This is a genomic window from Rhizobium grahamii CCGE 502 (assembly GCF_000298315.2).
Lineage (GTDB): Bacteria > Pseudomonadota > Alphaproteobacteria > Rhizobiales > Rhizobiaceae > Rhizobium > Rhizobium grahamii.
In genome coordinates this window covers 44725-57414 of record NZ_AEYE02000035.1, presented here as the reverse complement: position 1 = coordinate 57414, position 12690 = coordinate 44725, and the positions used below count along the sequence as shown (strand labels likewise).

General features: G+C 60.8%; 12 protein-coding genes. 9 read left to right on the top strand and 3 right to left on the bottom strand.

Annotated features, from left to right (window positions below; translation table 11 throughout):
• Window positions 1–22: 22 nt before the first annotated feature.
• Window positions 23–1459: an undecaprenyl-phosphate glucose phosphotransferase gene (locus RGCCGE502_RS27685; protein ID WP_016557523.1), complete on the bottom strand. Its 1437-nt coding sequence runs from the start codon at window positions 1457–1459 to the stop codon at window positions 23–25.
• Between the two features lie 658 nt (window positions 1460–2117).
• Here RGCCGE502_RS27685 and pcaF point away from each other — a divergent pair.
• The 9 genes from pcaF (at window position 2118) to RGCCGE502_RS27640 (ending at window position 10654) form a co-directional block, all read left to right on the top strand.
• Window positions 2118–3323: a 3-oxoadipyl-CoA thiolase gene (gene pcaF, locus RGCCGE502_RS27680; protein ID WP_016557522.1), complete on the top strand. Its 1206-nt coding sequence runs from the start codon at window positions 2118–2120 to the stop codon at window positions 3321–3323.
• Window positions 3324–3348: 25 nt separating this feature from the next.
• A complete protein-coding gene (gene paaA, locus RGCCGE502_RS27675; protein ID WP_016557521.1) occupies window positions 3349–4353 on the top strand; it encodes a 1,2-phenylacetyl-CoA epoxidase subunit PaaA in 1005 nt (334 codons plus the stop codon).
• A gap of 102 nt (window positions 4354–4455) precedes the next feature.
• Window positions 4456–4740: a 1,2-phenylacetyl-CoA epoxidase subunit PaaB gene (paaB, locus tag RGCCGE502_RS27670; protein WP_016557520.1), complete on the top strand. Its 285-nt coding sequence runs from the start codon at window positions 4456–4458 to the stop codon at window positions 4738–4740.
• Complete coding sequence (gene paaC / locus RGCCGE502_RS27665) at window positions 4740–5519, top strand: 1,2-phenylacetyl-CoA epoxidase subunit PaaC (protein WP_016557519.1); 780 nt, start codon at window positions 4740–4742, stop codon at window positions 5517–5519. The genes paaB and paaC overlap by 1 nt, the downstream gene beginning before the upstream one ends.
• Before the next feature lie 15 nt (window positions 5520–5534).
• On the top strand, window positions 5535–6059 hold the full coding sequence (gene paaD, locus RGCCGE502_RS27660) for a 1,2-phenylacetyl-CoA epoxidase subunit PaaD (protein ID WP_016557518.1): 525 nt from the start codon (window positions 5535–5537) through the stop codon (window positions 6057–6059).
• 25 nt (window positions 6060–6084) lie between these two features.
• Window positions 6085–7161 (top strand): 1,2-phenylacetyl-CoA epoxidase subunit PaaE, encoded by a 1077-nt coding sequence (paaE, locus tag RGCCGE502_RS27655; protein WP_016557517.1) that lies wholly within the window; start codon window positions 6085–6087, stop codon window positions 7159–7161.
• Window positions 7162–7189: 28 nt separating this feature from the next.
• Window positions 7190–7945: a Phenylacetic acid catabolic protein gene (locus RGCCGE502_RS27650; RefSeq protein ID WP_016557516.1), complete on the top strand. Its 756-nt coding sequence runs from the start codon at window positions 7190–7192 to the stop codon at window positions 7943–7945.
• Window positions 7946–7962: 17 nt separating this feature from the next.
• Window positions 7963–10038, top strand: a complete 2076-nt coding sequence (gene paaZ, locus RGCCGE502_RS27645) for a phenylacetic acid degradation bifunctional protein PaaZ (RefSeq protein WP_016557515.1) — start codon at window positions 7963–7965, stop codon at window positions 10036–10038.
• A gap of 1 nt (window position 10039) precedes the next feature.
• Window positions 10040–10654: an acyltransferase gene (locus RGCCGE502_RS27640; RefSeq protein WP_016557514.1), complete on the top strand. Its 615-nt coding sequence runs from the start codon at window positions 10040–10042 to the stop codon at window positions 10652–10654.
• 24 nt (window positions 10655–10678) lie between these two features.
• Here RGCCGE502_RS27640 and RGCCGE502_RS27635 read toward each other — a convergent pair whose 3' ends face one another.
• Together RGCCGE502_RS27635 and paaK are read right to left on the bottom strand one after the other, a co-directional pair.
• Window positions 10679–11275 carry a TetR/AcrR family transcriptional regulator gene (locus RGCCGE502_RS27635; RefSeq protein ID WP_016557513.1) on the bottom strand — a complete coding sequence of 199 codons (597 nt, stop codon included), beginning with the start codon at window positions 11273–11275 and terminating at the stop codon, window positions 10679–10681.
• Between the two features lie 102 nt (window positions 11276–11377).
• A complete protein-coding gene (paaK, locus tag RGCCGE502_RS27630) occupies window positions 11378–12688 on the bottom strand; it encodes a phenylacetate--CoA ligase PaaK (protein ID WP_016557512.1) in 1311 nt (436 codons plus the stop codon).
• Window positions 12689–12690: the final 2 nt, after the last annotated feature.

Here is a 12690-nt window from a genome sequence, read left to right as displayed (position 1 = left end):
AACACTAAACAGCGATTGACCTCTAGTAAACATTACTCCGATCAAACATTGTGCGAATCGTCAGTACTACTATTTTCACGTCAAGCCAGAAGGACCAGTTGTTGATATACCACAGATCGTGTTGAACCCGGTCGGCCATCCTGTCCAGTGTCGGTGTTTCTCCTCGGCATCCGCTGATCTGGGCCCAGCCCGTCAGGCCCGGCTTGACGTGCCGCCGCGACGCGTACTGGGCAATCAGCGCGCCGTAAAGGTCGTCATGCGCCATGGCATGTGGGCGCGGTCCGACAACGGACATGTCGCCGCGGAGGACGTTCCAAAATTGCGGCAGTTCGTCGAGACTGGTCGAGCGGATGAAGCCGCCAACCCGGGTGACCCGGGGATCGTTGCGTGTCGCCTGGCGGACGTTTCCGCCATCTTCCATGACGGACATGCTGCGGAACTTGAGGATGCGGAAAGCGCGGCCGCTGTAGCCCTTGCGTGACTGGGCAAAGAATATCGGCCCCGGGCTGTCGAGCTTGATCGCGATTGCGACCATCACGCAGATCGGGAACATGACGAGAAGTGCGGCGATCGAAAAGACGACGTCGAAGGCCCGTTTTAATAAGCGTTGAAAGAAATCGAGTGGCGGCCGGTGAATTTGGAAGGCTCGCCGCTCGCCGACCGTCTGGGCGAAACCCTCGACAACCTCGCCAACCACGCCACCGAACATGACACTGACCGGCACGCAGAACTGGCGAAGGTCGGAAAGGCACTTTTCCAGCGCGCGAAGATTGCCGTAGTCACTCCAGGCGACCAAGACCTCGTCAACGTCGTCGATACCGTTTCGCTGGTAGGCTTCACCCATCCCGCCCACGGGAAGGTCGCTCTCGGCAATAGTCATGATGTGATTGACGGAGAGCCCGCTTTGGGTCGCCCTTTGAATGACCGGTTCGACCTGCATCGTGCCCGGGCAAATCAGAAGCACCTTGCGGGAGGGAAACCGCGCACGGGAAAACGCATTGCCGATGTGGCGCCAGAACAGTCGCAGTCCAAGGAGACCCGTGACGGAGAGGCCGGCCGTGGTAATCATCGTGCCCCTGGAGACGGTTGTCCCGATCTTCAGGAACAGGGCAACGGCAATGAAGAAAAGGATCGCTGCCGGCAGGAGCGCAAGAATCAGAGGCAACTGACGCCGAACAGAGCGGATTTCGGCCGGACGATAGGCGTGGACGCCAAACATCGCCAGGACGAAAACCGTCGCGATGAAAAGCCCGACCCCGACATAGAGGGACAGATCCGTGGCGTCGCCTGATCCGATCTGCTGATAAAGCAGATGGCCGGCAGCGCTTGCCCCGATCAGGACGACAAAGTCGCACGTCGAGGCTATGCAGGAGATCGCAATGGTATCGAAGCCGAGCCATTTCCGGTCGCCTCTGACGGAACGATTCGGGCTCCAGTTGTATTCGACCGGAATAGTCATAGTCACGTCCTCAACCCTGCCGTATAGTTAGCATGGGATTAACGCGCGCAACAATTCACCCCCGATACGCCTTATTGGGTAAATCTAAAATCTATTGCAACAACGAGACTAATTACAGAAGTAATACTGCAACTATTATAAATCTTGTGACGCAACCAAGCGTATTACTTTGATGGTTTTACCGTGGGATTCACGGGCCTTCAAATCTCAATCGCCCCTCACCTTGTGGCCTCGCAGGGACTCGTCGGTTGTCACTCAGAACAGTATTGATGTCACGGGCCATCGATTATTCCATTGCGGGTCCTTGCAGTCGTAGAAGTGGCCGCGTTTTTAGAGCGCTATCTCGATCGATTCAGGCGCGGCACACCGGAAGGCAGGTCCGGGCCGGGCATCCTCTCCTTTATTCAATGATTCGATGGTCTGTTTGGCTCAATGGGCTGTTTGGCGACGGAAACATCAAGCATCGCCAACGGTTACCGCACCACAAAATGCGAGGAAATCTGCGACTGCGGTGCTAGGATTCCCGGGCGAATATTAAACATCACAGCTCTACGAGAAATTCCCGTTGATCTGTGACATAACCCGTGCTAAATACATGACCGATCGGTCGGTTAATGTATTGGATCCGGACGCCGATCGGGAGCAGGAGGATTTGCGCATGCCTGATGCATTCATCTGTGATGCCGTTCGCACACCCATCGGCCGTTATGGCGGTGCACTCTCATCGGTGCGCGCGGACGATCTCGCAGCCTTGCCGCTCGCTGCACTGATGGAGCGCAATCCCCGCGTCGACTGGAGCAAGGTCGACGATCTTATCCTTGGCTGTGCCAATCAGGCGGGCGAAGACAACCGCAATGTCGCCCGCATGGCAGTCCTGCTTTCTGGCATGCCGGTCACCGTCCCCGGAACGACCATTAACCGACTGTGCGGATCCGGCATGGATGCCGTCGGAATGGCTGCGCGCGCGATCCGCGCAGGCGACTGTGACTTCCTCGTCGCCGGAGGCGTCGAGAGCATGAGCCGGGCGCCCTTCGTCATGCCAAAGGCAGACAGCGCGTTTTCCCGGACAAGTGCTGTCTATGACACCACGATCGGCTGGCGTTTTGTTAATCCGAAGATGAAGGCACGATTTGGCGTCGATTCAATGCCGGAGACCGCTGACAATGTCGCAGCTGATTTCGGCGTCAGCCGCTCCGATCAGGATGCCTTCGCGGCACGTAGCCAGGCACGGTGGGCCTCGGCTGAGGAAGCGGGTCTGTTTGCCGACGAACTGGTCGCAGTCAGGGTGCCCCAGAAGAAAGGCGATCCCGTTGTCGTCGGCCGCGACGAGCATCCCCGTCCCGGAACGACGGCCGAGCAGCTTTCAAGGCTCAAAGGCGTTAACGGTGCAGATCTCAGCGTTACTGCGGGCAATGCTTCAGGCGTCAATGATGGCGCTGCGGCGCTCGTTATTGCAAGCGAGGCGGTCGCAAGAACACAAGGGTTGACGCCGAAAGCGCGCATCGTCGCGATGGCTGCGGCCGGCGTCGAGCCGCGCATCATGGGTGTGGGTCCGGCGCCAGCTGCAAGGAAAGTCCTGGCGCGGGCTGGCCTTGCTATCGGGCAGATGGACGTGATCGAGCTCAACGAAGCATTCGCTGCCCAGGCGCTTGCCGTACTCCGCGATCTGGACCTTCCCGATGACGCGCCCCATGTCAACCCGAATGGCGGTGGCATCGCAATGGGTCATCCGCTCGGCATGAGCGGTGCCCGGCTGGTTACGACGGCAACCTATCAATTGCACCGCCAAGGCGGCCGCTATGCGCTCTGCATGATGTGCATCGGCGTTGGCCAGGGCATCGCAATCATCCTCGAGCGCGTCTAACGCGCCAAGGCAAGGGAGACGAACCATGTACGCACAGATGGTCAAGACCGACAGCGCCCGCGTCAAGACGCTCGAGGAGATGGATCCCGTCGAACGGGCCTTCCAGGAACGGATCGACGCCGGCCAGAAGATCGAGCCAAAGGAATGGATGCCGGAAGGCTATCGCAAGACGTTGATGCGCCAGATCAGCCAGCATGCCCATTCGGAGATTGTTGGCCAACTTCCTGAAGGCAACTGGATCACCCGCGCCCCGACCCTTGAGCGCAAGGCAATCTTGCTGGCCAAGGTGCAGGATGAGGCAGGCCACGGACTCTACCTCTACTGTGCTGCTGAAACGCTCGGCATCAGCCGGGACGAAATGTACGAGCAGCTGCATAGCGGCAAGGCAAAATACTCCTCGATCTTCAACTATCCGACGCTGAGCTGGGCCGATATTGGTGCGATTGGCTGGCTGGTCGATGGCGCGGCGATCATGAACCAGGTGCCACTGCAGCGTTGTTCCTACGGTCCTTACGCCCGCGCCATGGTCCGCATCTGCAAGGAAGAAAGCTTCCATCAACGCCAGGGCTTCGACATCCTGATGAAGATGGTCAAGGGAACGCCCGCCCAGAAGCAAATGGTCCAAGACGCCTTGAACCGTTGGTGGTGGCCATCCCTGATGATGTTTGGCCCCTCCGACGACGCATCGGTGCATTCGGCTCAATCCATGTCCTGGAAGATCAAGCAGAACTCCAACGACGAGCTGCGCCAGAAGTTCGTGGACCAGACCGTGCCGCAGGCGGAATACCTCGGCCTCACGGTTCCGGACCCGGATCTGAAGTGGAATGAGGAAAAGGGCGGCCACGATTTCGGTGAACCTGACTGGACCGAGTTTTTCGCCGTCATCGCCGGCAATGGCCCGTGCAATGCCGAGCGCCTTGGCGCACGGCAGAAGGCATGGAGCGACGGCGCCTGGTTCCGTGAAGGGCTCGTTGCCCATGCCGACAAGGTGAAATCGCGTCGCGCTGCCGCGCGGACCGCCGCCGAATAGTGCCAGGACGTCGCAAGGCGCCCGCTCTGAGCAGTTGCTATCGTAACAAATATGCGTTCGTCGGGCCTTCGGCCGAGGAACCGCGAGCAGGGAGAAACACCGATGTCCAGCGAATGGCCCCTTTGGGAAGTCTTCATCCGCGGCCAGCACGGCCTCAACCACCGGCATGTTGGCAGCCTTCATGCGCCCGATGCCGAAATGGCCGTCAACAATGCCCGCGACGTCTACACCCGCCGCAATGAGGGCGTGAGTATCTGGGTCGTTCGTTCCAGCGACATCACGGCCAGCGCGCCGTCGGACAAGGGTCCACTGTTCGATCCGTCGAACTCGAAGGTCTATCGCCATCCGACCTTCTTCGACATTCCAGATGAAGTGGGGCATATGTGATGAGCGCGATCTCCAATACGTCAGTCAGCGACGCTGCGCTATGCGAGTTCCTGACCCGTCTCGGCGACAACGCCCTGGTCCTCGGTCATCGGGTTTCCGAATGGTGCGGGCACTCGCCGGCTCTTGAAGAGGATATCGCGCTTTCCAACACGGCACTTGACCTGATCGGCCAGACACAGCTCTGGCTCGGCCTTGCTGGCGAGGTCGAGGGTCGTGGTCGCAACGCCGACGGTCTTGCCTATCTGCGCGATGCCCGCGACTTCCGCAACGTTCTGCTGGTCGAGCGTCCGAACGGCGATTTTGGCAAGACGCTGATGCGCCAGTTTCTGTTCGACGCCTGGCATTTCCTGATGCTGAAGGCGCTTTGCGGCTCGACCGACAAGCGCATTGCCGACATCGCCGAAAAAGCCACGAAGGAAGTTGCCTATCACCTCGATCGCAGCCGCGACCTGATCATTCGCCTCGGCGACGGTAGCGGCGAAAGCCATCGGCGCATGCAGGAAGCGCTTGACGATCTCTGGGCCTATACTGGCGAGCTTTTCCTCGGCGACGCATCGGACGCGGAGCTTGCCGCGGCCGGCATCGCGCCGGAGCCCGAAAGCCTGAAAGCTGCCTGGGATGAGCTGGTTGGCGAGGCGCTCGCGGAGGCGACGCTCAAAAAGCCGGCCGACGGTTTCATGCACAGGGGCGGCAAGCACGGTGTTCATACCGAACATATGGGCTTCATCCTGGCTGAGCTGCAATTTCTGCAGCGGGCTTACCCGGGTGCAACCTGGTAACGGAAGGAGGCGGTTATGACGACCGCAACTTTGCCATCCACCGCCGATGTCTGGCAGTGGCTTGGGGAGGTCCCGGATCCTGAAATCCCGGTGATCTCGCTTGTCGATCTCGGGATCATCCGGGACGTCGCCTTTGAGAACGACACGCTGGTTGTGACGGTAACACCGACCTATTCCGGCTGTCCGGCGACCGCGATCATCAACTTCGATATCGAGCGGGCGCTTCAGGACAAGGGGATCGAGAAGCTGCGGCTGGAGCGCCAGCTTTCACCTGCCTGGACAACGGAGTGGATCAGTGCCGAAGGGCGTAAAAAGCTCAGGGCCTACGGCATTGCGCCACCTGTTGACGGGACCGCGATAGACGGCCTCATGCGCCTGCGCGTCGATCGCCTCTCCGGCCGCTCCAATCTGACGGTCCCCTGTGCGCGCTGCGGATCGACGAACACGGAAAAGATCAGCCAGTTCGGTTCGACGCCCTGCAAGGCGAGCTATCGCTGCACGGACTGTCTGGAACCATTCGATTATTTCAAGTGCATCTGACCCTTTGCCTAGTGAGGTCCGCAATATGGCACGTTTTCATTCCCTTCAGGTCACCGACGTCAGGCGCGAGACGCGTGATGCCGTGGTCGTCACGCTTGCCCCGCTCGACGGGGAGCGCGGTGCCTTTGATTTCACCCAGGGCCAGTACCTGACATTCCGTCGCCAGTTCGACGGCGAAGAGCTGCGCCGATCCTATTCGATCTGCGCCGGGCGCGACGAGGGCGTGCTGCGGGTCGGCATCAAGAGGGTGGACGGCGGATGCTTCTCGACCTGGGCGAACGAGGAACTGCAAATCGGTGATACACTGGAAGCCATGCCGCCGATGGGCGCCTTCTTCACCGCGATCGAACCTGAGATCTCCAGGAATTACCTCGGTTTTGCCGCCGGCAGCGGCATCACGCCGGTCCTCTCCATCATCAAGACCACGTTGGCGCGTGAACCGCGATCGCGCTTCACGCTCGTCTACGCGAACCGGCAGATCAGTTCGATCATGTTCCGCGAGGAGTTGGATGACCTGAAGAACAGCTACCTCGGCCGCCTGTCCATCTTGCATGTGCTGGAAAGCGAGGCGCAGGATATCGACCTCTTTAACGGGCGTATCGATGCAGACAAATGTGCGGCGCTTTTTCGGCACTGGGTTGACTTGACGTCAGTCGACACGGCCTTCATCTGCGGTCCCGAACCGATGATGCTGACGATCGCAGCCGCCCTTCGCGATCACGGCATGCGCGACGAACAGATCAAATTCGAGCTCTTTGCATCGTCGCAGCCAGGCCGGGCGCGTCGCAAGACCGAACGCGCTGCCTCTGCCGATCGCGAAGCGGCTTGCGAGGCGACGGTCACGCTCGATGGTGCAACTCGTGTCTTCAAGATGCCGAAGCAGGGGCAAAGCCTTTTGGAAGCCGCGCTGGCGAACAACATGGACGTCCCCTACGCCTGCAAGGCAGGTGTCTGTTCAACGTGCCGGGCCAAGGTGATCGAGGGCGAGACCGAGATGGAGGTCAACCACGCACTCGAGGACTACGAAGTGCGCCAGGGCTACGTCTTGACCTGCCAGTGTTATCCGCTGAGCGACCGCGTCGTGGTCAGCTACGACCAATAGGCGCGCGAAAGCGAGGGAGGAATTGCCGATGTCCGATACGATGCCGATCGAGGAATACCTGCTCAAGGGTGGCGTGCTGACGTCGCCTGACAATGTGACACCACGCTATCGCGGCGAGCTTCTGCGCCTGATGGCAAGTTTCGTCGATAGCGAGCTTGCGGGCGCCGCCGGATTTGCCGACACGATCAACGATGCGCCCGGTATTAGGGAGCGCATCGCTTCTGCCAAGATCGTGCTGGAAAAGACCGACCATGCTGGTCGGGTTCTTCAGATCATGGGGAGTTTCGGCGCCGACACCGGCCGCTATGCGGTCCATCATCCCTGGGATGCCCGGCTGACTCGAGAGACCGATATAGGTGCTGCCCGTCAGGCCGGCGACATGCGGATTTCGGTCTTCCACTATCCCTTGCAGGGCTGGGTCGACGCGGTTGTCATGAATGTGCTGATGGGCAGTGCCGGCACCATCCAGCTTCGCGAGCTTACCCGCGTTTCCTACCAGCCGCTTGCCGACGTGTTCCGTGCCATTCTGCCGCGCGAGGCACATCACACCGAACTCGGCATCGAGGGACTGAAGCGTATCGTCGAAAGTGAAGACGGGGCGACGTTAGCGCGCACTGCGATCGCATATTGGCGCCCGCGCGTTGCAGCAAGCTTCGGGCTTTCCGGCTCGGCGCGCTACGAAACGCTGGCGCGCTTCGGGCTCCGCCACACCCCCAACGAGGCGCTGCTCCTGGAATGGCAAGCGGCGGTTGACGCTGAGCTTGCTGCGCTCAATCTGAACTGACCCGGAAGGACAAGACAATGAACGTTCTGGTAAACCCGCCCCGCCGTCTCGAAAGCTACGTTTACGGCCGCTGGGTTCCCGGCACGAAGGATGGCACGGCGCTGTTCGATGCCTCGACGGGCGTCCCGGTGGCAACAATCGATTCCACCGGCGTCGACTTTGCCGCATCTCTGGCCTACGGCCGCGACAAGGTTGGCCCGGGGTTGCGTCGCATGTCCTTCCATGAGCGCGCCGCCATGCTGAAGGCACTTGGTCAGGCGCTGATGGAGCGCAAGGAAGAGTTCTACGCGCTTTCGTCGGCAACCGGTGCGACCAAGTCGGACAGCTGGATCGATATCGATGGCGGCATTGGCACCTTGCTGGCCTATGCCTCGAAGGGTCGGCGTGAACTGCCCAATACGCGAGTGCTTGTTGACGGCGAGGTGGAGCCCCTGTCGCGCGACGGAACCTTCGCTGCCCGGCACATTCTGTCACCCCTGCAGGGCGTCGCCATTCACATCAATGCGTTCAACTTTCCGGTCTGGGGCATGCTGGAAAAGCTGGCGCCGACCCTGCTTGCCGGGATGCCGGCGATCGTCAAGCCGGCGAGCCAGACGGCCTACCTGACCGAACTCATCGTCCGTCGCATGGTTGAGACGGGTTTGCTTCCCGAAGGCGCCGTGCAACTTGTCTGCGGTTCTGTCGGCGATCTTCTGGACCATGTCGAAGGTCAGGACGCCGTCACCTTCACCGGCTCGGCCTGGACTGGCCGCAAGCTGAAAACGCATCCGGCAATCATCGAGAACTCGGTCCGCTTCACGATGGAGGCAGATAGCCTCAATGCCTCTGTTCTCGGTCTCGATGCCGCTCCCGGGACCGAGGAGTTCGACCTTTTCGTCAAGGAAGTCTCCCGCGAAATGACGGCAAAGGCCGGCCAGAAGTGTACGGCCATTCGTCGCGTCATCGCACCTCGCGCCTACTGCGACGCGCTGGTCTCTGCACTCGGAGAGCGTCTTGGCAAGACGGCACTCGGCAACGCCGCCGATGAAAACGTCCGCATGGGACCCCTTGCAAGCCTTGCCCAGCGCGACGAGGTCCGTGCCCGAATCCGCGAGCTTCTTGCTGATGCCGAGATCGTCGCCGGTGATCCGGACAACCCACGCATCGTCTCGGGCGACGCCGAAGCTGGCGCATTCCTCAATCCGGTTCTCCTTTACTGCGACAAGCCCTGGCAAGCCCGGGCCGTTCACGACGTCGAAGCCTTCGGCCCGGTCAGCACGGTCATGCCCTATGACAGCGCCGAGGAGGCCGTCGATCTTGCCCGCCGGGGCAAGGGAAGCCTGGTGTCCTCGGTCTTCACCAACGATCCGGCCTTCGCCGAAGAGGTGGTCCTTGGCATGGCTCCCTTCCACGGCCGGGTGCTGATAGGCAATCGCGTCAGCGCCAAGACCTCGACCGGCCATGGTTCGCCGTTGCCGGGCCTGGTGCACGGCGGTCCTGGACGTGCCGGCGGCGGCGAGGAACTGGGCGGGATTCGCGGGGTCAAGCATTACATGCAGCGCACCGCCGTCCAGGGCTCGCCGACGCTGCTGTCGGCGGTCACCGGTCGCTGGGTTCCGGATGCCGAGGTGCGCAGGGACGAGGAACACCCCTTCCGCAAGTCGCTGGCGGAGCTGCGGATCGGCGACCAGCTGATGACCGGAGCACGCAAGGTGACGCTTGAGGATATCGAGCATTTCGCGAACTTCACCGGCGATACGTTTTACGCCCACATGGATGAGGATGCGGCCAAGGCCAATCCGTTCTTCGACGGGCGCGTTGCCCATGGCTATCTGATCGTCTCCTTTGCTGCCGGCCTCTTCGTAGACCCGGCCCCCGGACCGGTTCTTGCCAATTACGGCGTCGACAACCTACGCTTCCTCACGCCGGTCAATCCGGGCGACACATTGCAGGTGCAATTGACCTGCAAGGAGATCAATCCCCGCATCGGCGCCGAGCATGGCGAAGTGCGCTGGGACTGCCGGGTGACCAACCAGGATGCGGCGACAGTCGCCCAATACGACGTGTTGACGATGGTCGCCAAGACAAGGTCGCCAGGACAAGGGGCTGACTGACATGACACAGGTCTATTCCTATGATGGCGTCGTGCCCGTCATTCATCCGGCAGCCTTCGTCCATCCGGCCGCCGTGGTGATCGGCGACGTCATCATCGGAGCTGGCTCCTATGTCGGGCCCTGTGCCGTGTTGCGTGGGGACTTCGGACGCATCGTCATGGAGCGCGGTTCGAATGTCCAGGAAACCTGCGTCGTACACAGCTTCCCCAACGTGGAAGTGGTGATTGGCGAAGACGGCCATATCGGCCATGGCGCCGTATTGCACGGTTGCATCATTGGACGCAATGCAATGGTGGGGATGAATGCGGTTGTCATGGACGAGGCCGTCATCGGGGAAAATTCGATCGTTGCCGCCATGGCCTTCGTCAAGGCAGGAGCAGACATTCCTCCAAACAGCCTGGCCGTCGGATCACCGGCCCGGGTCATCCGCGAACTCAGCGATAAGGAAATCGCCTGGAAGCGCCAAGGCACAGGCGTTTATCAACGCCTCGCCCTTGAGGCCAGGGAAAAACTTCAGCCGGCCGAGCCGCTCACCGTGCCAGAGACAGACCGTCGACGGATAAAGGCGCCGGACTATGATCCCTTGATCCTGGAACGGCTGAAATTCGGTGACTGAACCGGCTGCGATAGAGCCGGCTTTTTAGCGGACGGCCTTGACGCCCTCGAGGATCAAGGTCGTGGCAATATCGGCATACTCGTCGCGACTGACCTGGCCGCCTGGGCGAAACCACATGTAGACCCAGTTCATCATGCCGAAGAGCGACATCGTAACGGGCATCAGGAGAGGTTTGTTGGCATTGAGATCCGGATTGATCTCGATGATGGTACTGGAGAAGCGTTTGACGATCCGACGCTCGATGGCACGCAACTCGTCCAGCTGGTCCTGGCTGAGCGCACTCGTACCGTTCAGCTGCACCTTGTGTTCGTTGTCGGCGTCGCGGTAATTCTCCAACACTTGCCGCACCAGCAGCCGAAGCCGAACCTCAGGTGTCGCGGTGGGCTCGTCTGCCGCAGCAACGGCGGCTTCCAGGTCCTCGAGGTGGTTGCGAATGATGTCGAAGATCAACGCGTCCTTGCTTGGGTAATAGTGATAGAGGAGAGCCTTGGAGACGTTGCTGCGCGAGGCTATGTGGGCCATGGAGGCTTTCTCCATCCCCATCTCCGCAAAGACGGCAGCGGCGCTGCTCAAGAGGCTGCGTTGTTTCTCTTCAAAGTCGATCGCGCGCGTTCGTGCCATATGATCCTGTGTTCCTGTTCTTCCTTCGCGCCCTCCACGCGATAAGCTCTTTAAAGCTTTTGGCGGCGTTCCCGACCCATCGTGCCGGGAAGCGTTTTGTCCTTATTCCTTGGGTCTGTTGTCGAGGACCCGTTTTGCCTTGCCTTCGGATCTGGCGACTCCGCCCGGATCGCGAATCTCGATCCTTGTGGTAACACCAACGACGCTCTTGATGTAGTGGGCAAGGGATTTTGCCGAGGAGGCGCGTGCCATTTCGTCGGCCGCGTCGGGCGTACACTCGACATGCACCGTCATCTGGTCCATTCGGCCGGCCCGGCTGAGTTCGATCTGGAAATGTGGGGCAAGCCCCTGACACTTGAGGATCTGCTCCTCGATCTGGGTCGGGAAGACGTTGACGCCGCGCAGGATCATCATGTCGTCGGAGCGGCCGGTGATCTTTTCGATGCGCCGCATGGAGCGGGCCGTGCCGGGCAATAGCCGCGTCAGGTCGCGCGTGCGGTAGCGGATGATTGGCAGGCCTTCCTTGGTCAGCGTCGTAAAGACAAGCTCGCCCACCTCGCCATCGGGAAGAACTTCGCCCGTCGCCGGGTCGATGATTTCGGGATAGAAGTGATCTTCCCAGATATGCAGGCCGTCCTTGGTCTCGACGCATTCACTGGCAACGCCGGGCCCCATGACCTCGGAGAGGCCATAGATGTCGACGGCATGAATGTCGAACGACTGTTCGATTTCCTGGCGCATCGCATTGGTCCAGGGCTCGGCGCCGAAGATGCCGACCGCCAGCGAGCTCTCGCGCGGATCGATCCCTTGCCTTCGAAACTCGTCGAGGATCGAAAGCATGTAGGAGGGCGTCACCATGATGATGCGCGGCTTGAAATCCTGCATCAGGGTGACCTGCCGCTCCGTCATCCCACCAGACATCGGCACGACGGTACAGCCAAGTCGCTCGGCCCCGTAATGGGCGCCAAGGCCGCCGGTAAAAAGCCCGTAGCCGTAGGCTACATGCACCATATCGCCTCGCCGTCCGCCCGCAGCCCGGATCGAGCGCGCCACCACATCCGCCCAGGTGTCGATATCCTTCTGCGTATAGCCGACGACCGTCGGCTTGCCTGTGGTGCCCGAAGATCCATGAATGCGCACCAGCTTCTCCCGCGGCACGGCAAACATTCCGAACGGATAGGTGTCGCGGAGGTCCTTCTTGGTCGTGAACGGGAACTTCGCAAGATCGGCAAGCGACTTCAGATCCGAGGGATGGACGCCTGCCTCGTCAAACCGTGCACGGTAGAAGGATGAGTTGTCATAGGCGTGGCCGAGCGACCATTTCATCCGGTCAAGCTGGAGGGCGGCAATCTCGTCGCGCGATGCCCTTTCGATCGCGTCGAGGTCGCCTGGGCGGGGTGTTAGGTCTTCCATGT